This is a genomic window from Nocardia sp. NPDC050630, from assembly GCF_044457245.1.
GTDB lineage: Bacteria > Actinomycetota > Actinomycetes > Mycobacteriales > Mycobacteriaceae > Nocardia.
Map to the genome: position 1 here is coordinate 147,438 of NZ_JBITGN010000002.1, position 23,948 is coordinate 171,385.

26 protein-coding genes and 1 tRNA gene are annotated in these 23,948 nt (G+C 64.3%); 11 read left to right on the top strand and 16 right to left on the bottom strand.

Annotation, left to right across the window (positions count from 1 at the left end):
• Window positions 1–55 precede the first annotated feature (55 nt).
• The 3 genes from ACIBG0_RS08115 (at window position 56) to ACIBG0_RS08125 (ending at window position 1,157) form a co-directional block, all read left to right on the top strand.
• Window positions 56–298, top strand: a complete 243-nt coding sequence (locus ACIBG0_RS08115) for an MbtH family protein (RefSeq protein WP_011207082.1) — start codon at window positions 56–58, stop codon at window positions 296–298.
• Window positions 299–417: 119 nt separating this feature from the next.
• Window positions 418–492, top strand: a tRNA-Thr gene (locus tag ACIBG0_RS08120).
• Window positions 493–650: 158 nt separating this feature from the next.
• Entirely contained in the window at window positions 651–1,157 is a 507-nt protein-coding gene (locus tag ACIBG0_RS08125) for a DUF3995 domain-containing protein (protein WP_397030495.1), read from the top strand.
• Between the two features lie 91 nt (window positions 1,158–1,248).
• Here ACIBG0_RS08125 and ACIBG0_RS08130 read toward each other — a convergent pair whose 3' ends face one another.
• From ACIBG0_RS08130 to ACIBG0_RS08190, 13 genes are all read right to left on the bottom strand, one after another.
• A complete protein-coding gene (locus ACIBG0_RS08130; protein ID WP_397030496.1) occupies window positions 1,249–1,572 on the bottom strand; it encodes a hypothetical protein in 324 nt (107 codons plus the stop codon).
• A 79-nt stretch (window positions 1,573–1,651) separates the two neighbouring features.
• Window positions 1,652–2,137 carry a h domain protein gene (locus ACIBG0_RS08135; RefSeq protein ID WP_397030498.1) on the bottom strand — a complete coding sequence of 162 codons (486 nt, stop codon included), beginning with the start codon at window positions 2,135–2,137 and terminating at the stop codon, window positions 1,652–1,654.
• Window positions 2,134–2,865 carry a hypothetical protein gene (locus ACIBG0_RS08140; RefSeq protein ID WP_397030499.1) on the bottom strand — a complete coding sequence of 244 codons (732 nt, stop codon included), beginning with the start codon at window positions 2,863–2,865 and terminating at the stop codon, window positions 2,134–2,136. The genes ACIBG0_RS08135 and ACIBG0_RS08140 overlap by 4 nt, the downstream gene beginning before the upstream one ends.
• Before the next feature lie 73 nt (window positions 2,866–2,938).
• Entirely contained in the window at window positions 2,939–4,345 is a 1,407-nt protein-coding gene (locus ACIBG0_RS08145; protein WP_397030501.1) for an MCE family protein, read from the bottom strand.
• Window positions 4,342–5,562 carry an MCE family protein gene (locus ACIBG0_RS08150; RefSeq protein WP_397030503.1) on the bottom strand — a complete coding sequence of 407 codons (1,221 nt, stop codon included), beginning with the start codon at window positions 5,560–5,562 and terminating at the stop codon, window positions 4,342–4,344. Before ACIBG0_RS08150 ends, ACIBG0_RS08145 begins: the two co-directional genes overlap by 4 nt.
• Window positions 5,559–6,827, bottom strand: a complete 1,269-nt coding sequence (locus tag ACIBG0_RS08155; protein WP_397030505.1) for an MCE family protein — start codon at window positions 6,825–6,827, stop codon at window positions 5,559–5,561. The genes ACIBG0_RS08150 and ACIBG0_RS08155 overlap by 4 nt, the downstream gene beginning before the upstream one ends.
• Window positions 6,824–7,891, bottom strand: coding sequence for an MCE family protein (locus tag ACIBG0_RS08160; RefSeq protein WP_397030507.1), 1,068 nt, complete (start codon window positions 7,889–7,891; stop codon window positions 6,824–6,826). The genes ACIBG0_RS08155 and ACIBG0_RS08160 overlap by 4 nt, the downstream gene beginning before the upstream one ends.
• Complete coding sequence (locus ACIBG0_RS08165) at window positions 7,888–8,916, bottom strand: MCE family protein (protein ID WP_397030508.1); 1,029 nt, start codon at window positions 8,914–8,916, stop codon at window positions 7,888–7,890. The genes ACIBG0_RS08160 and ACIBG0_RS08165 overlap by 4 nt, the downstream gene beginning before the upstream one ends.
• Window positions 8,913–10,124 carry an MCE family protein gene (locus tag ACIBG0_RS08170; protein ID WP_397030510.1) on the bottom strand — a complete coding sequence of 404 codons (1,212 nt, stop codon included), beginning with the start codon at window positions 10,122–10,124 and terminating at the stop codon, window positions 8,913–8,915. Before ACIBG0_RS08170 ends, ACIBG0_RS08165 begins: the two co-directional genes overlap by 4 nt.
• Before the next feature lie 6 nt (window positions 10,125–10,130).
• Complete coding sequence (locus ACIBG0_RS08175; RefSeq protein ID WP_397030512.1) at window positions 10,131–10,982, bottom strand: MlaE family ABC transporter permease; 852 nt, start codon at window positions 10,980–10,982, stop codon at window positions 10,131–10,133.
• A 4-nt stretch (window positions 10,983–10,986) separates the two neighbouring features.
• On the bottom strand, window positions 10,987–11,751 hold the full coding sequence (locus ACIBG0_RS08180; RefSeq protein WP_062988486.1) for an ABC transporter permease: 765 nt from the start codon (window positions 11,749–11,751) through the stop codon (window positions 10,987–10,989).
• Between the two features lie 296 nt (window positions 11,752–12,047).
• The gene (locus ACIBG0_RS08185) at window positions 12,048–12,965 is read right to left on the bottom strand and encodes a 3-oxoacyl-ACP reductase (RefSeq protein WP_397030514.1); all 918 of its coding nucleotides are present in this window, start codon (window positions 12,963–12,965) and stop codon (window positions 12,048–12,050) included.
• Between the two features lie 123 nt (window positions 12,966–13,088).
• Entirely contained in the window at window positions 13,089–13,277 is a 189-nt protein-coding gene (locus tag ACIBG0_RS08190; protein ID WP_062988489.1) for a ferredoxin, read from the bottom strand.
• Window positions 13,278–13,429: 152 nt separating this feature from the next.
• On the opposite strand from ACIBG0_RS08190, the gene ACIBG0_RS08195 reads away from it, so the two are divergent.
• The gene (locus tag ACIBG0_RS08195) at window positions 13,430–14,623 is read left to right on the top strand and encodes an acyl-CoA dehydrogenase family protein (RefSeq protein ID WP_397030517.1); all 1,194 of its coding nucleotides are present in this window, start codon (window positions 13,430–13,432) and stop codon (window positions 14,621–14,623) included.
• A gap of 16 nt (window positions 14,624–14,639) precedes the next feature.
• Complete coding sequence (locus ACIBG0_RS08200; RefSeq protein ID WP_397030519.1) at window positions 14,640–15,746, top strand: acyl-CoA dehydrogenase family protein; 1,107 nt, start codon at window positions 14,640–14,642, stop codon at window positions 15,744–15,746.
• Between the two features lie 109 nt (window positions 15,747–15,855).
• On the opposite strand, the gene ACIBG0_RS08205 is transcribed toward ACIBG0_RS08200, so the two are convergent.
• Both ACIBG0_RS08205 and ACIBG0_RS08210 read right to left on the bottom strand, forming a co-directional pair.
• Complete coding sequence (locus tag ACIBG0_RS08205) at window positions 15,856–16,614, bottom strand: helix-turn-helix transcriptional regulator (RefSeq protein ID WP_397030521.1); 759 nt, start codon at window positions 16,612–16,614, stop codon at window positions 15,856–15,858.
• A gap of 47 nt (window positions 16,615–16,661) precedes the next feature.
• On the bottom strand, window positions 16,662–17,273 hold the full coding sequence (locus ACIBG0_RS08210) for a TetR/AcrR family transcriptional regulator (protein ID WP_397030523.1): 612 nt from the start codon (window positions 17,271–17,273) through the stop codon (window positions 16,662–16,664).
• Between the two features lie 86 nt (window positions 17,274–17,359).
• On the opposite strand from ACIBG0_RS08210, the gene ACIBG0_RS08215 reads away from it, so the two are divergent.
• The 6 genes from ACIBG0_RS08215 (at window position 17,360) to ACIBG0_RS08240 (ending at window position 23,341) form a co-directional block, all read left to right on the top strand.
• Entirely contained in the window at window positions 17,360–18,505 is a 1,146-nt protein-coding gene (locus ACIBG0_RS08215) for a cytochrome P450 (RefSeq protein ID WP_397030524.1), read from the top strand.
• The gene (locus ACIBG0_RS08220) at window positions 18,499–19,404 is read left to right on the top strand and encodes an SMP-30/gluconolactonase/LRE family protein (protein ID WP_397030526.1); all 906 of its coding nucleotides are present in this window, start codon (window positions 18,499–18,501) and stop codon (window positions 19,402–19,404) included. Before ACIBG0_RS08215 ends, ACIBG0_RS08220 begins: the two co-directional genes overlap by 7 nt.
• A 31-nt stretch (window positions 19,405–19,435) precedes the next feature.
• Window positions 19,436–20,551: a cytochrome P450 gene (locus tag ACIBG0_RS08225; protein WP_397030528.1), complete on the top strand. Its 1,116-nt coding sequence runs from the start codon at window positions 19,436–19,438 to the stop codon at window positions 20,549–20,551.
• Window positions 20,552–20,622: 71 nt separating this feature from the next.
• A complete protein-coding gene (locus tag ACIBG0_RS08230) occupies window positions 20,623–21,414 on the top strand; it encodes an alpha/beta fold hydrolase (protein ID WP_397030530.1) in 792 nt (263 codons plus the stop codon).
• 188 nt (window positions 21,415–21,602) lie between these two features.
• Window positions 21,603–22,577: a hypothetical protein gene (locus ACIBG0_RS08235; RefSeq protein WP_397030532.1), complete on the top strand. Its 975-nt coding sequence runs from the start codon at window positions 21,603–21,605 to the stop codon at window positions 22,575–22,577.
• Window positions 22,574–23,341: an SDR family NAD(P)-dependent oxidoreductase gene (locus tag ACIBG0_RS08240; RefSeq protein ID WP_397030534.1), complete on the top strand. Its 768-nt coding sequence runs from the start codon at window positions 22,574–22,576 to the stop codon at window positions 23,339–23,341. The genes ACIBG0_RS08235 and ACIBG0_RS08240 overlap by 4 nt, the downstream gene beginning before the upstream one ends.
• On the opposite strand, the gene ACIBG0_RS08245 is transcribed toward ACIBG0_RS08240, so the two are convergent.
• Window positions 23,338–23,928: a TetR/AcrR family transcriptional regulator gene (locus ACIBG0_RS08245; RefSeq protein ID WP_397030536.1), complete on the bottom strand. Its 591-nt coding sequence runs from the start codon at window positions 23,926–23,928 to the stop codon at window positions 23,338–23,340. The two genes, ACIBG0_RS08240 and ACIBG0_RS08245, sit on opposite strands and share 4 nt — an antisense overlap.
• Between the last annotated feature and the right edge of the window lie 20 nt (window positions 23,929–23,948).

Consider the following 23,948-nt stretch of genomic DNA (forward strand, 5'->3'; position numbering starts at 1 on the left):
CGTTGGACGAGCCAAGGGCAATCCCGTACATGCGCCAGTATCCAGTGAGGTGAAATTGAGCACCAATCCCTTCGATGACGAAGACGGCCGCTTCTTCGTTCTGGTCAACGATGAGGAACAGCATTCGCTGTGGCCGGCCTTTGCGGAGGTTCCGGCCGGATGGCGAGTCGTTTTCGGCGAGGACAGCCGCGCCGCGTGCGTGGAGTACGTCGAAAAGAACTGGACCGACATGCGTCCGAAGAGCCTGCGTGACGCCATGGCCGCCGATGACGCGGCCCGTCAGGGCGCCCAGTCCTGACTCGCGGTATCCGATACTGCGCCGGGCTCTGCTGAACCGTCACTGCGTGGCACCGTAAAGCCGGTGTCACGCAGCTGGCGCGCCCGGTTATGATTGGCACCGTTTGTAAGACACCGTCCGCCTCCTTAGCTCAGTGGTAGAGCACTCGCCTTGTAAGCGAAAGGTCGTCAGTTCAATCCTGACAGGGGGCTCCATAGGTGCGCGTCGGTCCCGGCGCGCCCGTCCGCCCGAAACACACTGCCGGACAAGCGATCATGTGGAACTGGTGGCGGAGCTTCTCGGGCGATGCCGCCACCAGTTCCACCTGATCGGCCGACCTGCGCGGTGATTTTGGGGACGTATGCTGCGTTGGGTGAGGTTGGGTCGGAGGGATTGGGCCGTGTTGGCCGCGGTGGTGTGGAGCTGTGGGTTCGCGGCGGTGCACTTGTTCTGGGCATTGGGTGGGGCTGTGGGGCTGGCGTCGTCAGCGGGCTCGGATTTGGCGGCTCGGCGTCCGCCGATGTTCGTTGCGGCCGGTCTGTGGGGCGTGGCTGTTGTGCTTCTGGCTGGTGCTGCGTTCGTTGGTGTGGCAGCAGGTGTGGATATGCCGCGCCGGTGGCGCTGGGTTATGGCCTGGATGATCAGGATTGCCGGGCTGGTGTTGCTGGCTCGCGGTGTCCTGGTCGAGGTCGCGTTGGCCGCGAATGCGGGTGGTGTCCGTCGCGAGGTGGGGCCGCATCAAACTTGGTGGAGTCTGGTGCTGTGGAATCCGTGGTTCATGCTCGGTGGCGTGCTGTTCATCGGGGCGGGTCTGGGTATTGCGAAGCGTTGCGCACGGCCAGCTGGTCGTGCGCAGGCTCAGGCTGCGGCTGGTCTCTGATCTCGCTAGAGCCGCTTGGTTTCGAGCATGGCGTAGAGGACGTCGCAGCGACGGCCTGATCGCCGGGCAGCTGCCCCACAACCAGCCCGGTTCAGGCGTCCGGCCCCTCGGCACGCCGGGCCCTGGCCGACATGCCGCGCTGCCACCAATCAATCGCCGTACCCGCGCCAGTCATGTCTTCGATCAGATGCGCGGCGGCTTGCACCTGCGCACCGGACTCGCCGCAAAACGTCCACAACCGCTGGGCCGCCCGATGGTACTGGTGGATCACCGCGTCGACCTCGAACGCATCCAACTGCCCGGCACGGAACCGGTCCACTGCCCGGCCGACGTGCTCGAGCAGCTCGCCGAGCCGCGCTTCGTGATACGCCGCCACACAATCCCGAGCAGCCTGCCGTTCCGCCTTCGACGCCACTCGAATCACGCTACCGACCGCGGACTCCGCCAAAGCCATCGTTCGAACCGCACGCGGCGGTGACAGCGGCTGCAGCCAACTAAATCGGGTTTACTGCGGATACGAGCCAGTGGCCGTTGTCCTTTTCGAGGTTTACGCGGACTCGGCTTGTGCTGATGTTGGCTTGGGGAGAATCCTTGCCGGTGGTTACCTGGTTCAGGTAGAGCAGAACCACCGCGTGGGCGGGTTCGGCGGAGACTACGCCGGTGGCCTGGGTGGTGGCTTGGACGTTGAGTTCCTTTTCCTTGGCGCCGGGGGCGATGGCCTCCCTGATCAGTTTCAGGTAATCGTCGCGGAAGCTGCCGCTGAGATTGTCCGCGGCCTTGGGTAATTCGGCATCCACCGTTTTGAAGTTGTAGGTGAACATCGCTTCGACGGTGCGTTGGGCGGCGGGGACGGCTTGGGTGCGCGCCTGTTCGCTTTTGCGGTCGTTCCAATACTTGTATCCGGTCACGCCGCAGATGGCCGCCAAGGCGACGATGACGAGGGCGACCGCGGAGGCCACCAGAACCAGACGCCTGCTCATGCCACGAACTCCACTTGTGAGGCGGTGATCCCGTTATCGCCGCGGGTGACGGTGACCCGGAATCGGTAGTACCGCGTCTGCGGATCCGCCATGCCCGCATTGGTCAGGGTCTGCTTGGCGGCGACAAGCACGCGGGCCGAATCCCCGTCCTCGCTCTCGATGGCGGATTCGACGATCTCACCGGTGGCCTTCACCTTGGCCTGTTCGACAACGCTGGCATAGGCATCCTTGCGCTGGGAGTATTCGGCCTTGAGTTCGCCGGAGGCGACCGCCAGGACGCGGTCGATATCGGCCTTGGCGGTGTCGTCCTTGATCGTGGTGAGATTGAGAATCGCCTGTTTGGCGGTCTGGACGTAGTCCGCGCGCCGCGCATCACGGTCGGAGGCGGTGTGCAGGCTGTATGCGAAGAATCCGGTGCCGATCACCAGCGCGATCGCCACGACCGCGGCCGCGACGGCAGCGGCGACGAGAACCCAGCGCGGCGGAGCGGACTGCGCAGCGCCATCGACAACCTCATCGGCGACGTTGGGTATCTCCAGCGTCGTCACCGGTTCGGCATCCTCGCTCGGACTGTCCGACTCGGCCTTGGTCACCTTGACGGTGACATCGACGGCTTTCGACAGCTCGACACCTTCGGTCTCGAGCGGGAGCGTGTCCTCCGGCGGCGGACCCGCCGAACGCACCGCCCGTCGCCTCGGCCGAGCCTTGACCACACTGGATTCACTCATGCCCGCACCTCGCTGACGCTCGGTTCCGGCATGCGCGAAGCACCCTGTGACATTGTTCGTTCGCTGCGCTCTCTCACTGCTGCTCCTGAAGCATCGCCTGCCAACTCGACGGTATCGTGCCGGATCCGTCCTTTCCGATATCCCCCTGACGGTACGTGCGTCCGTCCGGTCCCATGAACGTCCCACTGCCGGGATCCAATGTCGTACTGTGCGCGGCCGGGTGGGTCGACCCCTGGTCGCCGATCGGGTCGCCCGAGGGCGTCACCGGCTGCGGTGCACCGAATGCCGGGTTATTGCCTTCCGGCACATAGCCATTCGGATCGCGGCACAGCTCCGGCGATGGCGCCCGCTTACCCGGCACCTCCATACACGGCGTATTGCGGATACCGCGCACGGCCTCCTTGGCGTTCTGCGCCACCTTGCAGTACAGCCCCGGCTGCGTATCCGGAGTGTCGAGCTGGGCGGGCGAGCGGCGCTGTTCCGGCGTGAGGAAGCCGGTGGTGCAGCCGGGCGGATCGTTGAGCTCCAGATGGAAGTCCACGACGGCACCGTATTCGACGGGGCCGCGGATGGCCGTCAGGAACGCGGCGGTCAGCGGCGGAAAAACCACCAGGATCTGTTCCAGACCGGAGTGATAGGTCACCGCGACCTGACCAACGCTGACCAGATTCGACAGCAGAATCGGCAGGGTCGGGCGCAGGTCCTGGAACAGCGAACTCACCTGCTGCGCCGCACCGGGCGTCTTCTCGATGACATTGCGCAATGCCGGATCGTGGGCGCGCAGCTGGTCGGTGACCGTTGCCAGGTCCTGGGTCCACGACCGGATCGCCGCATCGGACTGATTCTGCGTATCCAGCAGCGGTCCGATCTTTTCCAGCAGATCCTTGGTCGGCTCGGCATTCGCCTGGGCCTCCTGCACCAGCAGCGATGCGGAATCGATGAACTTCTGCAGATCCGGTCCGGCCCCGTTGAAGGCTGTGAACGCATCGTCGATCACCTGCCGGAGCTTGGTATCGGCAATGCTGGACAGCAGACGATCGGAGCGATCGAGCACAGTGCCGATATCCTCGGGCAGCTTGGTGCGTTCCACCGGAACCACCGACCCGTCGGAAAGGTTGCCGCCCTTGGCATCAGCGGCCGGTACCAGATCGACGTACTGCTCACCGATGGCCGAAACACTGCGCACCCACGCGTCGACATCGGCGGGGATCTTGTAATCACTGTCAATGGACAGCTTCGCGTCCACACCCGCCGGGGTGAGCCGAACTTCTTCCACCTTGCCGACATTCGTGCCGCGGTAGGCGACATTGGCGGTCGGATACAGCCCGCCGGTGGCCAACAATTTGACCGTCACCTCATAGCGACCGATGCCGAACATAGCGGGCAGTCCCACGTAGGTACCACCCATCACCACCAAGCCGATCACCGTCAGCACCGAGAAGATGGCCAACTGGATCCGGACGAAGCGCGTGAGTTTCATCGGCCCGCACCTTCCTGCCCGACGGGCGGAACAGTGAGGCCGGGAATCGCGGGCAGACCCGGAATCGGGGGCAGCCCAGGGATACTCGGCGTCGGAGCCGGTGTCGCCGGTGGCTGCAACGGTGCCGTCGCCGGATTGCTATTGCCCTCCGCCGAACCGGCCAGACCGCCGAGTGCGCCCTCGACCCCGCCGAACCGACCGCCGAGCGGGGTGCCGGTGAGGAAGTTCGAATCCAACCGCTTGCCCGTGATATCGACGGTCATGAGCAGGTTCATGTAATCGCCCTTGACCGCGTGATCGAGATTCTTCATCGGGAAGGGGAAGGTGAAGATCAGCTTCATGACCTCGACCAGACTGTTCCCGGTGCTGGCCAGCGTCTCCAGCACGGGTGCCAGATTCGCCAGATTCGCCTTCAGATTGTCCCCTCCCTGCGCGATGATCCGCTGCACCACATCGCTCAGATCACCGAGGGCGGTAAGGGTATGCGTGATGTTCTCGCGCCGATCGGCGAGCACGGTGAGCGCCGGATGGATCTGTTCGATCGCCGCGGCCACCTGATCCTTCTGCTTGGCGAGCGTGCCGGTGAACCGGTCGAGTCCCCCCATCGCATCGATGATGTCTTTGGTCTGCGAATCCAGTGTGGTGGTCAGCTCGGTCAGCTGCGGCAGCAGATCCCGGATCGCATCCTCGCGACCGTTGAATGCGGCATTGAGTTCGTGGGTAATGGTTTCGAGCTGACTGATGCCACCGCCATTGAGCACCACCGACAGCGATGACAGGGTCTGCTCGGTAGTGGGATAGACATCGGCGCGATCCAGCGGGATCAGATCGCCGTTCTTCAGCTCACCCTGTGCCGGAACATCTTTCGGCGCGGCGAGTTCGAGGTGATTGCTACCGAGCAGACTGGTCTGCCCGATTCGGGCGGTCGCATTGGCTGGCAGCCGCACATCGTGGTTCAACCTGACGGTGACCAGCGCGTGCCAGCCTTCCACCTCGATCTTCGACACCGTGCCGACCGTCACGTCGTGCACGCGGACCGGCGAATTGCGGGTCAACGTGGTGACATTGGGCATCTGGATCTCGACTTCATAGGCATTCGGATCACTTCCGGCGGTACCGGGCATGGGCAGCGAATTGAGCCCGTCCCACTCGCAGCCGCTGACGCCGAGCACGACGGCCAATCCGATTGCCGCACCGGCCATTCGCGTGCGCATCATCGCCCTCCTCCCGGAATGGCCAGCCCGGCGATACCGTTCGGCACCGTGACCGGATCCGATTGCGGCACCGAATCACTCGGTCCGCGCGCGGCCAGACTCGGCGGGCTGTAGACGAGCTGATTCGGGAACGCGGTCTGGTTGGAAACCGGATTGGCAAGCAGCGGTGGGTAATTCATCATGAGCTGCTGGATGACCGGTGCCAGATATTGGCGGCACAGGGCAGCGCTCTGATCGGAACCGTTGGCGTCGTTCGCCTCGACCGCGCCGCACAGGAAGGCGAAGGGGTTGGCGAAGTTCGGCGCGACGACGGCACCGGTGAGGCTGCCCTGGGCCGGATCGTAGATCTGATAGAAGTTCACCAGAGACGTCGGTCCGGAATGCAATACCTGCTCGAGCTGGGGCCGCTTATCCGCGAGGATCTGGGTGACCTCGGCCAGCCGCTGCACACCTTCGGTCAGCGCCCCACCGCGCTCTTGAATGAACCGCTGTACATCACCGACGGCGATGTCGAGATTGTCCAGTCCGGCGCCGAGATCACCGGAAACATTCGCGAGCACCGACGAGACCGAGGCGAGTCGACCGCCGAATTGCACGATCTGGTCGTTGCTCTTGGACAGCACATCCACGAACTGCTGCAGATTGCGGATGGTGCCGAACAGATCGGTGCGCCCGTCCGACAACGTGCTCAACGTATGCGACAGCTCGCGTAGCGTATCGCGCAGCGCCTGCGCATTGCCACTGCCGAGATTGTCGGCGGCGGTATTCACGAACCGTCCGAACGAACCCTGCTTATCGTCGCCGACCGGTCCCAACGTGGTTGCCAACCTGGATAATTCGGCCTTGATGTCATCCCATTCGACCGGAACCGCGGTGTGCTCGATCGGAATCACACTGCCATCGTGCATCTTCGGCCCACCGGTGTAGGCCGGGGCCAATTGGATGAACCGCGCCGACACCAGCGATGGCGAAATGATGACCGCCTTGGCATCCGCGGGGATCTCGATACCGCGATCGAGCGTCATCGCGACGCGGACCTGGTCCCTACCGGGATCGATGGAGTCGATCCGGCCGACCGCGACCCCGAGCACCCGCACCTCGTCACCGGCGTACAGGCCGGTCGTGGACGGGAAATAGGCGGTGATCGAGGTCCTTCCGATCCGCGATATCAGTGACCACCCGCCGGCGATCACCAGCGCGGCGATGACGACCAGCGCGAGCACCCGCACCCACCGCGGTGCCGAACGAACAGTGCGCATTGCATTCATCGCGGCGGCTCCTGAATCGCGGGCTCGATCGACGGCAACGCGGGGTCGGTCAGATATGCGCGGAAGGAATCGGGCACATGCTGCGGCCAGACCAGCGCGTCGACGAGTATCTGCAGGCCGCGCGTAGTCGCGTTCGAGACATATGCCTGGAAGTACGGACCGCTGCCGACCTGTTCACCGAGCGCGGCCGAGAACGGGCCGAGTCCATCGAGCGCTTTCGACAGGTTGTCTTTATTGGATTGCAGCAGTGCCAGCACCGAATTCAGCCGGTCCAGTGTGGGTTTCAGCTGTGCCTCGTTGTCGTTGACAAGGCCGGTCAGCTGCTGGGCCAGCCCATTGATGTACACGATCAACTGACTGAGCGCGCCGCGCCGCCGATCCAGTTCGCCGAGCAACTCATTGCCGTCGACCAGCAGCGCATTGATCTGATTGCTCCGGTCAGCGAGCACCTTGGTGACGTTCTGCGCCCGGCGGAGCAACTCGGTCAGCGCCTGATCTCTGGCATTCAGGCTGCGCGAGAGTTGCGTGACACCGTCGAGTGCCGACCGCAGTGGGGCCGGAGTATTGGCGAAGGTCGTGGACAATGCGTCGAGGGTCTGGTTGACCTGGTCCATATCCAGGCCCTTGACGGTATTCGTCAGATCGCCGAGCGCGTCGGTGAGCGAATACGGCGAGGTGGTGCGGTCCAACGGAATGGTGTCGTCGGTGCGGGTCGAACCGCTGCCGGCCGGAGTCACCTCGAGCGATTTGCGGCCGAGTACCGTATTGGTTTTGATAGCGGCACTCGACTTATTGCCCAGCACGATTTCCTCGTCCAGTGTGAACCGCACGTAGACCTTCGCACCATCCAGCTTCACCTGCTCGACGCGTCCCGACTTCACACCCGCGACCTGCACGTTGTCACCGGGAACCAGTCCGCCCGCATCGGCGAAGTAGGCGGTATAGGTCGCGCCGGAGCGAATGAAAGGCAGCCGGTCGACCTGCAGTGCGGACAGCGACACCGTGGTCGCTACGACAATGCCGATAATGCCGAGCGAGACTGCGCGTGATCGGGTTTCGTTCATCGGGTCTTCGCACACCTTCCCGTCGTCTGCAACCCGGGCAGGGTGATGTGCAACGGCTTGCCGTCCGGCCCGTCGACAATGAAGTTCGTGCCGCACACGTACATATTCAGGAACGATCCGTAGGAACCGATCCGGACCAGCTTCTTATAGGTTTCGGGCAGCCGATCCAACACCCACTGAATGGTGTCGGAACCGTCGTCGAGCGTGGCGGCGAGGGTGCCGGTCTGCTCGATGGTGGTCTTCAGATCCGGGCGGGCCTGCTGCAGCAGATCGGTCAGGTCCCCGGTCGCGCCGGCGATCCGCGGCAGGGCGGCGCCGATCGGATCCTTATCGGCGGCCAAACCGCTGACCAGCCGCTGCAATTCCTCCAGGGTGGTGGCGAACTGCTGATCGCGGTCATCGATCGTGGCGAGCACGGTCTTCAGATTCTCGATCACGCTGCCGATCAACGCATCTCGATCGGCGAGGGTTTTGGCGAACGATCCGGAACTGTTCAGCAGCGCGACGAGCGTGCCGCCCTGCCCTTGGAAAACCTGGAGCAGCGCCTCGGTCAGATCGTTCACCTGGGCCGGGTCGAGGCCGCGCAACAGCGGTTTGAAGCCACCGAGCAACATATCGAGATCGAGTGCGGGCGAGGTGCGTTCGAGGCCGATCGTGGCGCCCTTGGACATCACCTTCGCGGTGCCCGGCCCCTCCAGCAGTTCGAGATACCGGTCCCCGACCAGGTTTTCGTAGCGGATGGTCGCCTTGGTGCTGGTGTAGAGCCGGTACTTGCTGTCCACATCGAAGTCGACGTGCGCGAGATTGTCCTTGCCGACATGCACCCCGGTCACCGAACCCACCGGCACACCGGCGATTCGAACCTTGGCGCCGTCCAATATGCCGGAGGAGCTGGTGAAGACCGCGTGATAGCCGCTCTCCTTGGCGAAGCGCATCTGACTGAACACCACCACCAGTCCGGCCAATACCAGCGCCATCACCAGCGTGAAGATGGTCAGCTTGACGGTTGTCGCGCGCGGTTTCACAGCTGCCCCACCCCCGGCAATCCGGCGAAAAGCAACTGGAACACCTTGGGCCCGTTCAGATGTGTGGTTGTCGAGGGCGTCCACACGTGCCCCTCGGAGGTGTCGGTGACCACGAAGTTCGCGTGGCTGTCCGGTACTCGGTCCAGCACGCCCTCGCAGTGGGGCCCGCCGGTGGCGTTCACCTTCGGTAGATCCTGCGGGTACTGGTAGGCATCGGCACCCGGCATGAAACTCGCGTTCAGCGGCACCGCGTCGTACCGTCCGCCGAAGATGTCCTCACCGATCGGGAGCACATTGGCCAGGCCGACGACCAGACAGTACAGCGCGGGCTTGTAGTCATCGAGCAGCTGGGTGGTCGGACGCAGCAGATCCAGCGCCGTCACCAGCGGCTGTTCGTTCTCGTGCAGCACCGAGCCGGTGGTATCGGCCAATCCGATGAGGTTGACCAGCATGGCATCGACGTTCTCCTGCTCCTCGACGAGCGTTGCGGCCGTCACGGTCACGTTGTCGGTCGTGCGCAGCAGATCCGGCACGGTATCGGCATACAGGTTGGTGACGCCGGTCGAGGAGACCAGATCCCGTTGCAGCGCGGGCAGACTCGGATTGATATCGCGCAGGTAGGCATCGCTGCGGGCGAGCAGATCACCGAGCTTCTCACCACGCCCCTGCAGCGCGGTGCCCAGTGCCGACAGTGTGGCATTGAGCTTTTCGGGCTCGATCTTCGCCAGCACATCGGTCAGATGCTGGAACAGCGTATTGAATTCGACGGTCACGGATTCGGCCGTCACGGTCGATCCGGGCTTCAGCGGTGTCGACGAAGGCTGGTCCGGCGCAGTGAAATTGATGTACTTGGCGCCGAATACCGTGGTGGACTTGATATCCACGGTCGCGTTGGACGGAACCATTTTCAGCAGTTCGGGATCCATCGCCAACGTCAGCTCGGCGCCCTCGGCGGTCTGCTTGATCTGCGAGACCCGTCCGATCTCCACACCGCGGATCTTCACCTTGGCGTCGGGATCGAGCACCAAGCCGCTACGTGGTGCCTCCACCATGACGGTCACCGTCTTGGTGAATCCGCCGACGAACATAACCATCGCGACGGACACGATCACGACCAGCGCGATCACCATGCCGAGCCCGGCGAGCTTGAGCCCGAGCCCGCCGCGCAGTGCCGCGCTGAGGCCGCTTCCCGATTGCTTCGTTGCCATACCGCTCTACCCGGAGAGATGGAAGTTGCCGGAGGTGCCGTAGATGGCCAGCGAGATCAGCAGTGTCACCGTGACCACCGCGACCAATGAGGCCCGCACCGCATTGCCGACCGCGATCCCGACCCCTACCGGTCCGCCCGCGGCGTTGTAGCCGTAGTAGGTGTGAATCATCATGACCGCCAGGGCCATGAAGATTGCCTGGGCGAAGGACCAGAGGATGTCGCTGGGGATCAGGAAGGTGGAGAAGTAGTGGTCGTAGACGCCCGCCGACTGCCCGTAGATGACCACGGTGGCGAATCGGCTGGCGATGAACGAACAGATCACCGCGAGCGCGTACAGCGGCACGATCGCGATCATGCCCGCGAGCACCCGGGTGCCGACCAGATACGGCACCGGCCGGATCGCCATGGACTCCAGTGCGTCGATCTCCTCGGCCACTCGCATGGCGCCCAGCTGCGCGGTCGAGCCCGCGCCGATCGTTGCCGCCAAACCGATTCCGGAGATCACCGGCGCCGCGATGCGCACATTGATGAATGCTGCGAAGAAGCCTGTCAATGCCTCGACGCCGATATTGCCGAGCGAACTGTAACCCTGCACCGCGATGGTGCCGCCGGTGAACAGCGTGAGAAATCCGACGATGACAACCGTGCCGCCGATAACCGCCAATGCGCCTGTGCCCATGCTGATTTCGGCGATCAAACGAATGGTCTCGGTGCGATAGTGCATCAGTGCGCGTGGGATGGAACCTATTGTCTGCGCATAGAACACCGCATGTTTACCCAGCGAATCGAGCGAGTTCGAAAAGCGACGCACTCGCCGAACGGTACGCGGGAAGCGGGATTGGATTACGAATGCCATCGGCTCACCGCGCCGCGAACTTGATACCGACGGCGGTGACCACGACGTTCACCACGAACAGGGCCATAAAGGCGAAGACAACGGTCTGGTTCACCGCATCACCGACACTCTTGGGACCGCCTTTGACATTCAGGCCGAGATAACAGGCCACCAGTCCGGCGATCAGCCCGAACAAACCGGCCTTCACTTCGGAGATAACCAGCTCGGGCAGATGGGTGAGCAGCGTGATGCCATTGACGAAAGCGCCCGGATTCACATCCTGCAGCAGCACCGAGAACAGGAAGCCGCCGACGATGCCGATGGTGCACACCAGGCCGTTCAACATCAATGCCACGAACATCGAGGCCAGCACCCGCGGCACAACCAGCCGGTGCACGGGGTCGATACCGAGGACGCGCATCGCATCGATCTCTTCGCGAATGGTTCGCGCCCCGAGATCCGCGCAGATCGCGGTGGCGCCAGCGCCCGCCACGATCAATACGGTGACAATCGGCCCGACCTGGGTGACCGCACCGAATGCCGCGCCCGCGCCGCTGAGATCGGCGGCGCCGATTTCGCGCAGCAGAATGTTGAGCGTGAAGCTCACCAGTACGGTGAACGGAATCGCCACCAGCAGTGTCGGAATGATCGAAACACGTGCGATGAACCAGGCCTGATCAATGAACTCGCGCCCTTGGAATGGACGTCGAATGCTGGCCCGCGCAACGTCGGCGACGAGTTCGAAGAATCCGCCGACTGCCCGCAATGGCACAGCAAGGACCTCGTTCATGCACGATCCTCCTTGCTCATCCTGCTGATTCCGCTCATCGCACGATGCCCCGCCCTGGCCACATCGCCGCAACGATTAGAACATGTTCTCATTGCTGCAGGAAGCTTTTTGGCACATTTGAACTGCCATTTTTCTCAAATTCGGCCCATGAATTTGTAACAGGTGTCATTTGAGGGTGGCCTAACCCTTGTGAGGCGTCACACACCGTTGACTCCCATGTCTACCAAGCGCCGCACCGGCGATCAACAACTGGTCGAGTGATCAGCTGGCGTCCGATGGCACCTGCCATCACAGAGTCAGTTGTCTAGATCGATCAAAGAGGACGCTGAAAACGTACGCCCCGTGGGGCGCTGCGCGAAGTAACCGCCGAGCGTGGCGGCGAGATCATTTACCGACCACTGATCATCGGCGGCATCGAAGCGCTGTTCGACCACCGGTGCGGCCATCAAGGCCACCATCGGTCCATAGACGACGAACAGTTGACCGTTGACCGCGTCGGCGGCAGGTGAAGCGAGATAGGCGACCAAGCGCGCCACATGGTCGGGCGACAGCGGATCGACGCGGTCCCGCGGCGCCGCACTGAAGACCGCCTCGGTCATCGCGGTGCGCGCACGCGGCGCGATCGCATTGGCGCGCACGCCGAACCGAGACAGCCCGCGCGCGGCAGAGAGCGTCAGCGCGGTGATACCGGCTTTTGCCGCACCATAGTTGGCCTGCCCCTCGGGGCCGAGCAGGCCCGCTTCGGAAGAGGTGTTGACGAGCCTGCCGTAGATCGGCGCGCCCGCCGCCTTGGACTTGGCCCGCCAGTAGGCGCCCGCGTTGCGAGTCAAGAGGAAATGGCCACGCAGATGGACGGCGACCACCGCGTCGAAGTCCTCGTCGGACATGTTGAACAGCATGCGGTCGCGGGTGATGCCCGCATTGTTCACCACGATGTCGACGCTGCCGAACGCTTCCTCGGCGGTGCCGATCAGGGCGTCGGCGGTGGCGCGCTCGGCAATGCTGCCCGCGACGAACTCGGCCTTGGCGCCGAGTGCGCGGATATCGGCGAGCGTCTCGGCCACCGCATCCGACTCTGTCAGGTCGTTGACCACCACCGATGCGCCTGCCCCTGCCAAGGCCAGCGCCTCGGCACGGCCCAGTCCGGCGCCGCCACCGGTAACGATGGCCACCCGCCCAGCAAGGCTCACATCCGTGTTGTCCGCATCGCTCACAGCTGCACCTCGCTGGCGCTCGGCTCCGCCGTGTGTGATCCACACGCTGTGTTTTCGGTTCGTTCGCTGCGCTCACTCACGGGCCGACTCTAGAACGTGTTCTCACCAACGGCAAGCCATCGGCTACTGCAACTTCAGCGCCGCCTTCGGGCATTGGGCGACCGCATCCTCGACATCGGCGAGCCGGTCATCCGGCACGTCGGCCGACACGATGTGCAGCACGTCCTCGTCATCGAGTTCGAAGACGTCGGGGGCGATTCCGACGCAGATTCCGTTGGCTTCGCATTGATCCAGATCGACCGTGACCTTCATGGGAACTCCTTAAACGCGACTCTGGTCGAAGCGTAACAACACCAGGTCATATCGGGTACCGCCATTGTGCGGATTCGGTAGCAATACTGGAACATGTTTCAGTTCGTATGCAATGATCGGTTGACCGACATCGAACGAGCATGAGGACTGCCATGCGCATTGCGTATACGCCGCAGCAGGAAGAGCTCCGCGCGGAGCTGCGCGACTACTTCGCGCGGCTGATCACCCCGGAGCGCCGAGCCGCGCTGAGCGCGACCACCGGCGAGTACGGCCACGGCAACGTCTATCGCGAGGTGGTCCAGGAAATGGGCCGCGACGGCTGGCTCACCCTGGCCTGGCCCAAAGAGTTCGGCGGCCAGGACCGTCCGACCATGGACCAGCTGATCTTCACCGATGAGGCGGCCATCGCGGGCGCGCCGGTGCCCTTCCTCACCATCAATTCAGTGGCTCCGACGATCATGCACTACGGCAGCGAGGAGCAGAAGAAGTTCTTCCTGCCCAAGATCGCCGCGGGCGAACTGCACTTCTCCATCGGTTATTCGGAACCGGGCGCGGGCACCGACCTGGCCAGCCTGCGCACCACTGCCGTGCGCGATGGCGACGACTACGTGATCAACGGCCAGAAGATGTGGACCAGCCTGATCGCTTATGCCGATTATGTCTGGCTCGCGGTTCGTACCGACCCGACCGCCAAGAAGCACAAGGGCATCAGCATGCTCATCGTGCCGACCACTGCCGAGGGCTTCTCCTGGACCCCGGTGCACACCATGGCCGGACCGGACACCAGCGCCACCTACTACCAGGACGTCCGAGTGCCGACGAGTTCACTGGTCGGACAGGAGAACGGCGGGTGGGCGCTGATCACCAATCAGCTCAACCATGAGCGCGTCGCGCTGACCTCGGCCGGACCGCTCATGGTCGCGCTGAACCAGACCACCGAATGGGCGCGCGATACCAAAGCTGGCGACGGTTCCCGGGTCATCGACCAGGAATGGGTGCGGCTCAATCTGGCCAGGGTGCAGGCCAAGGTCGAATATCTGAAGCTGCTGAACTGGGAGATCGCCAGCCGGGCCGATGCGGGCGGCGATGCCGCGCCACGGCCGTGGGATGCCTCGACATGCAAGGTCTACGGCACCGAACTGTCCACCGAGGCCTACCGACTGCTGATGGAGATCCTCGGCCCGCAGGCCTATCTGCGTCAGGATTCGCCCGGCGCCGAGCTGCGCGGACGGTTGGAGCGGTTCCATCGCGCCGCACTGATCCTCACCTTCGGTGGCGGCACCAACGAGGTCCAGCGCGACATCATCGCGATGACCGCACTAAAGCAACCCGCCGCGGCGCGCTGAGCAGAAAGTAGAGACCATGGACTTCACACCCACCGAAGCTCAGCTCGATCTGACCCGCCTGACCGCCGAGGTCTGCGCCAAGTTGGTCACCGCGGACCGGATCCGCGAACTCGACACCGAGGGCCGCTTCGACGAACCGCTGTGGCAGTCGCTCGCCGAGACCGGCGTATTGGCCGCCGCACTGCCGGAAGCGGTGGGCGGCGGCGATTTCGGCGCGCTCGAGCAGACTGCCGTGCTGCGCGAACTGGGCAAGCATGTCGCCGCGGTGCCGTATCTGTGGTCGATCGTGGTGGGCGCGGGTGCGCTCGCGCGTTTCGGCTCGGACGCCCACCAGGATTGGGCGCGTCAGGCGGGTGCGGGCAGCATCATCCTCACGGCTGGTCTCGCCGAGGAGCACAACTGGGAGCCGACCAAGCCGACCACTGTGGCCCATGAGGCCGATGGCGGCTGGCGACTCACCGGCGCGAAGACCACGGTGCCGTATGCCGATCGCGCGGCCCGAATCCTGGTCCCCGCCACGGCTTCCGGCGCACCCGCGCTGTTCCTGGTGGATCCCGTCGATGCCACGGTGCAGGTGACCGCCCAGCGCGTAGTCGACTTCAGCGCCGAGTTCGGCGTCGAATTCCACGACACCCCAGCAGAATTGGTCGCGACGGTGGCCTCCGGCGCGGAGATCCTGGACTGGATCCTCACCCGCGCCTGGCTCGGTCTGAGCGCGCAGCAATTGGGCACCTTGGAACGCGCACTGCAACTGGTCGCCGAATATGCCCGCGAGCGTGAACAATTCGGCAAGGCCGTCGGCAGTTTCCAGGCCGTCGCGCAGCGCCTCGCCGACGCCTACATCGACGTCCAAGGTCTTCGGCTCGCGGTCACCCAGGCCGCCTGGCGGGTTTCGGAGGATCTGGCCAGCGCCGAAGCCGTGCACACCGCCAAATTCTGGGCGGCCGACGCCGGACATCGCGTGGCGCACACCGTGGTTCACGTCCACGGCGGCGTCGGCATCGACCGCGACCACATCGTGCACAACTACTTCACCGCCGCGAAGCACAATGAATTCGCACTGGGCGGGGCAAGTGACCACCTGCGGGCCATCGGCTCCCTGCTCGCGGAAACTCCCGCCTGACCGAGCGCTAGCGACTGCTTGCAGGTCGCTCGAAAGGGACGGTGCCCGCATCACCGAATCGGCCCGCCGGACCTGCCACCGGCGGGCCGATTACTGCGCGACGCAGCCGTCACGCGGCCGCATGATCCTCGAGCAACCCGACGAAAAGTTGTCGGGTCGGCTCCGGCAGTGTAGTGCGGAATCGTTGGACGTGGATTTCGAATGGCTTGCCGGTCTTGCGATTTCGAAGCCGGATGGCCGGGTCGCGGCGGCCGATGTGTACCCGCCCGGTATTCCACAGGCGGTGAAAGTCGGGCTGTGCGCCCAACTCGCGCAGTAGCAACTGGACATCGGCTCGTGCACCGGCACGGCCCGCATAGGAGCGAAAACGTCCGACCATCAGATCCGCCTCGTGCTCCCATTCCTCGATCACCAGACGTGCCAGCGGATCGGTGAACATCCAACGCAGCGCGTGTCCGTTCGGCCGCAGGCCGGGAAAGGCCGCATCGAAGGCATCGTTGCAGTCGATGACGCGCCAGCCGTCATCGAACGCTGCCGCGAGATGCGGGGTCAATGCGTCGAGCGTCTTGCGCACGGATGGGGGGACCGGGCCCGGCTGCGGCACAGCGCCGCTGAATCGCTGCTGCGCAAGGTGATAGAGATGGATGCGCTCGTCCGGATCCAGTGCGAAGACATCGGCGAGCGCATCGAGAATCGATGGGCTCGGATTGAACGCGCCGCCCTGTTCGATCTTGGCGAGATAGCCGACGCTGGAGTGGATCGCCTCGGCGAGCTGTTGTCGACTCAGACCACCCGGATGCGCCGCGGTCGGACGCTGCCGCCGCATCCGCACGAATTCGGCGAGCGTCGGCACCTGTAGTTCATCCATGTTCCTCCTTCGGGTCGCCGCCCATGAATGACGTTATGCCTTGCCGCTCAATCCTTCTGGACCAATTCGCCGCCCGCGACCTCGATGAGCGCACGAGCCGCGCGATTGATCCGTTCGGCGGCATCGTCGAGATCCGGCTGTCCGGCATCGAGCCAGGCGATCACCGCATCCAGGATGAAGGTGGGGATGACCTGCGCGGCCCAGTCCTGCCATGGCCCCGCCGGCACGGCATCTGTGAGATACCGCTGCGCGATCATTGTCGAATAGCTGCGGACCATATCGATGACATCGCGGAATTCGGGCTCGCGCACCGCATGACGGAACAGCAAGCGGAAGGCGTCCGGATCCGCGGCCGCCGCCCGCAGCAGCGCGGAAATGCTGGTTCCGTCCAGCTTTTCGGTACCGACGGCGGCGCCGAGCCTGGTGTAGGCCCGTTCCAGCACGGCCCGGTACAGATCGGCCTTCGAGTCGAAATGGCGATAGAGGATCACGTGCGTAATGCCCGCCTCGGCGGCGATGTCGGGCAGGCCCGTCCCGCTGAATCCGCTGCGGGCCACCGCGCGAGTGGCCGCGGCGAGGATCTGCTCGCGCCGCTGGGCGCGCGGCATGCGCCGGACGGGTTGCGCCGAAGTCTCGGCGGACGTTGGGCTTTCGGGCACGGCATCACCTCCTTGTTCAAGTGGAATAGTACAAGTAATTATGTTTAAGCTTGCTTGTACAAGAGCTAGTTAGCAAGGAGTGCGCCATGACCACCGACTCATCGGAACTCGCATGCCCCTTCACCGGAACCGCTGCCGCGGCCGGCTCGATCAGCCGCGTCCGCACCGCGACGGGTGACGAAGCCTGGAAGGTCAGCGGCTATCACAAGGTGAAGGAGCTGTTCACCGATGTGCGTCTCGGCCGCTCGCACCCGACACCGGAGACCGCGGCACGTTCGTCGGAATCGGTATTTTTCGGCCGCCCGTTCGGGAACTTCGAGACCGAACCCGCCGATAACGCGCGCATGCGCGGGCTGCTCAATCCGCTGTTCTCAGCCAAGCGGATGCGCGCACTCACGCCCCGGGTGGAGGCTTTCACCAGCCAACTGCTCGACGATATGGCCGAAAAGGGCGCGCCCGCCGACCTGCACAAGGCCTTCGCGGAACCACTGCCGCTGCTGGTCATCAGCGAACTACTCGGTGTGCCCTATGAGGATCGTGCGCAGTTCCGGATCTGGAGCGAGGCACTGTTCGACACCAGCGATGGCGCGAAGTCGGGACAGGCCGGGGCCGAATGGTTTCTGTACTGCAAATCACTGGTCGAACGGCTGCGCCGAGAACCGGGCGAGGGGGTAATCGCCAAGCTGTGCGAGGTACCGGACCTGGCCGACGACGCCATCGCGACGCTGGCCATGGGGTTGCTCTTGGCCGGGCACGAAACCACGGTCGTCGAGATCGGCCTGTGCACTGTGCAATTGCTGCGAAATCCGGCGCAGTGGCAGAAGCTGGTCGAGCGGCCGGAGCTGGTGCCAGCCGCGATCGAAGAGCTGCTGCGCGTACACGATTCCACCGCCTTCGCCCGGTATGCGCGCACCGATATGGAGATCGACGGCGTCACCGTCCGGACAGGTGATCTGGTGCTGCTGGACGTCGATTCGGCCAACCATGATCCGGAGATCTTCACCGACGCGCGCCAACTCGACGTGACCCGCGCGCAGGGGCAGCATCTTGCGTTCGGCTACGGCCTGCATTACTGCACTGGTGCGCCGCTGGCTCGCATCGAATTGCAGGTCGCCTTCGCTCAGCTGGTCTCCCGCTTCCCGACGCTACATCTGACCGTCGATCCGGACACCCTGCCGGTGCGCGAGAATGTGGTTACCAAGGGCCTGACCGCATTGCCCGTCGCATGGTGACCATAGCCCGGATCGGCACCGCGATCGTCTGCGTCTTTGTCGGTGCATTGGCTCCGTCTACCGCTGTGGCCGAACCTGTTTCGTGCGCCCCGGCCGCCGCGACCATCGCCGCGGCCGCGGTCGTGCGGGATGAGGATTGGGCGGAAGGCTTGGCCTATGACGCGCACGGCGACCTCTGGGTCTCGCGCGTGCGACGCAATGAGGTGGTGCGCTACGACCCGTCCGGGCGGGTGCGCGCAACCGTGGCCATCCCATTTCCCGGCGCGGTGAAACTCGGTCCGGACCATCGGATATACGTGACATACGGCAACTTCCTCACCAATCTGGTGCCGGGTTCGACCGGTGGCGGAGTCGTCCGCGTCGATCCCGAAGCCGAGATACCGGAAGCCGAGACCTTCGTCTCCGGACTCGGGATGGCCAATGGCGCGGCGTTCGACGCGGCGGGCAATCTTTTCGTCGCCGACACCTCGACCGGAGTCGTCCGGATTCGACCCGATGGGCACATTGACACCGAATGGTCCAATCAGGCAAAGCATTTCGGTGCCGACGGAATTCTTGTCGACGGCGATGCGCTCTACGTCACGCTGTATCTCAGCCCGAACGGCCGCATCTTGCGCATCCCACTCGACGATCCGTCGCACGCCACCGTGGTCGCGGATCTAGCCGCTGGCCCCGGTGCACCACCACTACCGGATGATCTCGCCATCGGCCCGGACGGCCTGCTCTACGACGCCACCACCGCGGGCCGACTCGTGCGCATCGATCCGACGAATCACTCGACGTGCACCGTGCTGACGGACGAGCCGATGACATCGATTGTCGTATCGCGAAGCAGTGAACGGGAATTCCTGGTCGGCACAGCCAGCGGCAATCTGCTGCGGGTGCGCCTGCCCGAATGACTCTGGACCGAGAACTACCTGAGGAGTGACCGTGGACATAAGCTGCCCCGCCACGGGCGACACCATCCAGCGCACGCGCACCGCGCTCGGCCATGAAGGCTGGTTGGCCACCAGCTACGCGCAGGTCCGGACGTTATTCGCCGATCCGCGCCTCGGCCGTGCCCATCCAACACCGCAAACCGCTGCGCGAGCCTCGGATTCGATGTTCTTCGGCGGACCACTCGGCAACTTCGAGACCGAACCCGCCGATCAGGCACGGCTACGCGAATTGGTAGTGCCGTTCTTCTCGCCGCGGCGGATGCGCGAATTGCGGCCCAGGGTGGAAGAACTCACCACCCACTTGCTCGACGAGATGGCCGCGCAGGGCTCCCCCGCCGACCTGCACACCGCCGTCGCGCTGCCGCTGCCACTGTTGGTCATTTGCGAACTGCTCGGTGTGCCCTATGCCGACCGCGATCAGTTCCGCGCCTGGACCGAGGCACTCGGCGAACAGCACGACGCCGCCAAGGTGCAGCAGGGTGTCGCCGGATTATTCGAGTACTTCATGACATTGGTCCAGCGCAAACGGCACGACCAGACCGACGACGTGCTGTCGCGGCTATGCGCCCGCGACGATCTGTCCGACCAGGGCATCGCCACGCTCGGCCTCGGCTTGTTGTTCGGCGGCCATGAGACCACGGTCGTCCAGATCGGCGTCGGCGCCAAACGGCTGCTGGAAAATCTCGACCAATGGCAGGCCATGGTCGACGATCCCGAACTGGTGCCGACCGCGATCGAAGAACTCCTTCGGACGGCGGATGCCACCCAGATGCCCCGCTACGCACGCACCGATATGGAGATCGACGGCAATGAGGTCCGCGCGGGCGATCTCGTTCTGCTGGACCTGACGGCGGCGAACCATGATCCGACGGTCTTCACCGATCCCGACCGCGTTGATGTGACCCGAAAGGACGGCTCCCATGTGACCTTCGGCTACGGTGCCCGGCATTGCATCGGCGCGCCGTTGGCCCGCATCGAATTGCACACCGTATTCACCCAATTGGTGACCCGCTTCCCGAATATGCGCTTGGCCGTGGACGCGGCCGCGGTGCCGATGCGCACCAGCAGCTTTACCGGCGGTGTCGAGGAGTTGCCCGTGATGTGGTGAAAACCGTTGATATAACGGGTTCTTGTTAGGCTGCTCGCTTTCGGGGGACGCAGTCTGACAGGAGCACGGTTATGCCCTTCGTAACCTCCGCTGGCGCGAAAGTGCACTTCGTCGACAGCGGAGGAGCCGGGCCCGCGGTGGTGCTCGGGCACGCGTTCTTCATGGATCACGAGATGTTCGCGGACCAGGTGACCGCGCTCGCACCGCGATACCGCGTGATCTCGATCGATGCGCGCGGACACGGACTGACCGAATACGACAACGGCGCATACAGTTTCTGGGATCTGGCCCGCGATGCCTGGTCGGTGGTCGACCACCTCGGCATCGACCGGGTGGTCGTCGGCGGTGTCGGGCAGGGTGGATTCACCGCGCTGCGCATGGCCCTGCTGTGCCCGCCGCGCGTGGCTGGACTGATCCTGCTCGGCTGTTCGGCGCAGGCGTACAGCGACGTGCAGCGGATCAGCTATCGCCAGGTTACCGATGCCTGGATCGGGGCGGGGCCGTTGACGGTGATCGCGAAGATGGTGGCGGGCTTGATCATCGGTGGTGATCGGGCCGATCATCAACCGTGGCTTGCCAAATGGCTGAGCGATGATCGGGAACGCGTCGCCGCGGCGGCCGACTGTCTGATCAATGTGGACGACGTCTCGGATCTCATCGGTGATATCACCTGCCCGGCATTATTGGTCCGCGGCGCCTTCGATCCGGCCTTCGACCACGACGCCGTGGATTTACTGACAAAGGGTCTCGGTGGTCCCGCGGAATTCCACACCATCGCGGGCGCCGCGCACACACCGAACCTCACACATGCGTGTGAAATCGACCAGCTGATGCTGCACTTCCTCGGTCGACTCGGCCGGTAGTACTACTGGCGAGGGGTACTACCGGCCAGGGGGTGGCCAACGCCTGGTCCGGCGAAACTCTTGCCCACCGGGGCGCCCGCTTGGTCTATTCGATACGGCGGCGCCGCCAATTCCGTTCCGGTCGAACGTGATTCACACATATGCAGTGGTGTCGCCATTGTGCGATCCCGGCGTGGGTAGGACATGCAATGAAGGTTTCTTTTCTTTTCGGTGGACAGGTCAGTCTGACCGCCGAGGTCATCGATGAGTTCTGCGAGCGGTGTCCGTCCATCGCACTCGCCTACGAAGAGGCCGCCGCCGTAACCGGATTGTCGGTGCACGGCCTGCGTGCCAGGGAATCGGCCGCGGAAATGGTGAGCGAACCGGAGGACCGGCACAGCCTCGGCGCATTGCGCCAGGCCGCCTTCGCACTCGGTCTCGCCGAGGATCTGGCCGCAGGCGGTTTCGAACCGGAGGCTGCCGGTGGACTGAGCCTTGGTGCGCTGATCAGCACCTGTGTGGCCGGAGCGGTGGAGCGGCACGAATTGTTCGGCATGCTCCATCACCGCCGGCTCGTGCCGGAACTACCGGAAGGTGTTGCCGCCCAAGGGATGGGGTTGATGTACACGCCGATCGAGGACGACCCGGCGAACTATTGCGGTGAGCGCCGCCCCGGTGTGCACCTCGCCGTTGATACCGGTCCGATCGATGACGTGCATCGATCCTTCGTGATCTCGGGTTATCTCACCGCACTGCACGAGGTCCTGGCCGAAATCGAGGCATCCGCGGATACCCGCCAAATGTTCGTATTGGATGCGTACAAGGGCGCATTCCATTCGCCACTGCAGCAGCATGCCGCGGATTTCATGCGCGGCTTCGTCGACAATATGACCTTCCGCGATCCGAAATTCCCGGTCTGCTCACCGGTGCGCCAGCGCAGTTTGACCACCGCCGACGATATCCGAGATTTCGTGCTGCACAACAACTTACTGCCCGCCCGCTACGAGCCGTTGATCCAGGAAATGGATCGCATCGGCATCCGCGGTGGCCTGATCCTCGGCCCGGGCCTGCCGCAGCCCGCGGATCGGCCGTTCCCCATCGAATTGGTCGCCGAGCCGATTGATCTCGACCGGCGCCCCGAGATCGCACAGTTGCTGGCCGAGCGGGATGTACAAAGCGTATGAAGCGTTTCGCGCAACGCCGAGTGCTGGTGACAGGGGCGGGTTCGGGCATCGGCCGGGCCATCGTCTTACGGCTGCTCGAGGAGGGAGCGGAGGTGGTCGGTGTGAGCAGAACCGGCGATGGCCTCGCCAAGACCGCCCAGCTCGCGATGGATCAGGACTCGGGTGAGCGGCTCACCGTCGCGACGCTCGATATCGCCGACGAGGCGGCCGTCGAGCAGACGGTGCCCGACCTGATAGCCGGGATCGGCGGCCTCGATGTGCTGGTGAATGCCGCTGGAATCGTGCGCATGTCGCATACCCACGAGACCACGACCGAGGTGTGGAATACGGTCCTCGGCACCAATCTGACCGGATCGTTCCTGGTGACCCGGACCGCCCTGCCCGCACTGCTCGAGTCCGGGCGCGGGGTGGTGGTCAATATCAGCTCGAATGCCGCGTCCTATGCCGCGCCGTATCGCGCGGCGTACGCGGCCAGCAAGGGCGGACTGGAGGCTTTTACCCGGGTGCTGGCGCTGGAATACAGCAAGCGGAATCTGCGGGCGGTCTGCGTTTCGCCCGGCGGCATCGAGACGGCCATGACCTACAGCCTGCTCGATGTGCCACCGGACATCGATCCGAGTCTCCTGAGCAAGATGGCTCCGGCCATCGGGCCGCTGCTCGGCGCACCCGAGATGGTCGCCGGTGTGGTCGCGATGGTCGCCTCCGAAGATGGGGAGTTCATTACGGGAACGACGATTCACGTCGACGGTGGCGCGCACATCTAAGCGCTGATCGGCGTCGACATCAGATAGCGCTGCAGAGTCGGTGCGATATCGGCGATGATCTGCTCGCGGGTCAGCCCGACCACCGGTGGCAGCTCGAGCACATAGCGGCACAGCGCAAGCCCGAGCAACTGGGTGACGATCAAACCTCCGCGGCGCTGCGCATCGTGCGGATCGCCGAAGCGCAGCACCGCGGGCAACACCTGTTCGGCGAAAATCTGCCGAAAGCGTTCGCTGACCGCCTCGTCGGTAATCGATGAACGCAGCAGTATTACCAGCACTTTGTTATCGGGCTGGTCCTCCCAGATCGCCAGGAATCGGCGAATCAGCAACTCGCCGATGGCATCCGGATCGGCTGCGGCCAGATCCGGCAGGTCCAAGCGCACATCGACGGCAGCCGCGAAGAGTCCGTCCTTACTGCCGAAGTAGCGCATCACCATCGACGGATCGATCGCGGCATCGGCGGCAATGGCGCGGATGGTCGCCTTGCGAAAGCCCTCGGCGGCGAAGCGGGCACGCGCGGCCACCAGGATGGCCGCGCGGGTGGCATCGGAGCGACGCGCAGGTGGTTTATCAGGCACGATATTCATGCCAACAAGTGTAGGCCAAC

Coding starts and splice junctions, on each gene's coding strand:
- ACIBG0_RS08220 (WP_397030526.1), top strand. CDS start 18,499: ATGGTGACCATAGCCCGGATCGGCACCGCGATCGTCTGCGTCTTTGTC.
- ACIBG0_RS08205 (WP_397030521.1), bottom strand. CDS start 16,614: ATGGATGAACTACAGGTGCCGACGCTCGCCGAATTCGTGCGGATGCGG.
- ACIBG0_RS08235 (WP_397030532.1), top strand. CDS start 21,603: ATGAAGGTTTCTTTTCTTTTCGGTGGACAGGTCAGTCTGACCGCCGAG.
- ACIBG0_RS08215 (WP_397030524.1), top strand. CDS start 17,360: ATGACCACCGACTCATCGGAACTCGCATGCCCCTTCACCGGAACCGCT.
- ACIBG0_RS08145 (WP_397030501.1), bottom strand. CDS start 4,345: ATGAAACTCACGCGCTTCGTCCGGATCCAGTTGGCCATCTTCTCGGTG.
- ACIBG0_RS08240 (WP_397030534.1), top strand. CDS start 22,574: ATGAAGCGTTTCGCGCAACGCCGAGTGCTGGTGACAGGGGCGGGTTCG.
- ACIBG0_RS08190 (WP_062988489.1), bottom strand. CDS start 13,277: ATGAAGGTCACGGTCGATCTGGATCAATGCGAAGCCAACGGAATCTGC.
- ACIBG0_RS08150 (WP_397030503.1), bottom strand. CDS start 5,562: ATGATGCGCACGCGAATGGCCGGTGCGGCAATCGGATTGGCCGTCGTG.
- ACIBG0_RS08170 (WP_397030510.1), bottom strand. CDS start 10,124: ATGGCAACGAAGCAATCGGGAAGCGGCCTCAGCGCGGCACTGCGCGGC.
- ACIBG0_RS08140 (WP_397030499.1), bottom strand. CDS start 2,865: ATGAGTGAATCCAGTGTGGTCAAGGCTCGGCCGAGGCGACGGGCGGTG.
- ACIBG0_RS08245 (WP_397030536.1), bottom strand. CDS start 23,928: ATGAATATCGTGCCTGATAAACCACCTGCGCGTCGCTCCGATGCCACC.
- ACIBG0_RS08175 (WP_397030512.1), bottom strand. CDS start 10,982: ATGGCATTCGTAATCCAATCCCGCTTCCCGCGTACCGTTCGGCGAGTG.
- ACIBG0_RS08180 (WP_062988486.1), bottom strand. CDS start 11,751: ATGAACGAGGTCCTTGCTGTGCCATTGCGGGCAGTCGGCGGATTCTTC.
- ACIBG0_RS08230 (WP_397030530.1), top strand. CDS start 20,623: ATGCCCTTCGTAACCTCCGCTGGCGCGAAAGTGCACTTCGTCGACAGC.
- ACIBG0_RS08195 (WP_397030517.1), top strand. CDS start 13,430: ATGCGCATTGCGTATACGCCGCAGCAGGAAGAGCTCCGCGCGGAGCTG.
- ACIBG0_RS08160 (WP_397030507.1), bottom strand. CDS start 7,891: ATGAACGAAACCCGATCACGCGCAGTCTCGCTCGGCATTATCGGCATT.
- ACIBG0_RS08135 (WP_397030498.1), bottom strand. CDS start 2,137: ATGAGCAGGCGTCTGGTTCTGGTGGCCTCCGCGGTCGCCCTCGTCATC.
- ACIBG0_RS08155 (WP_397030505.1), bottom strand. CDS start 6,827: ATGAATGCAATGCGCACTGTTCGTTCGGCACCGCGGTGGGTGCGGGTG.
- ACIBG0_RS08200 (WP_397030519.1), top strand. CDS start 14,640: ATGGACTTCACACCCACCGAAGCTCAGCTCGATCTGACCCGCCTGACC.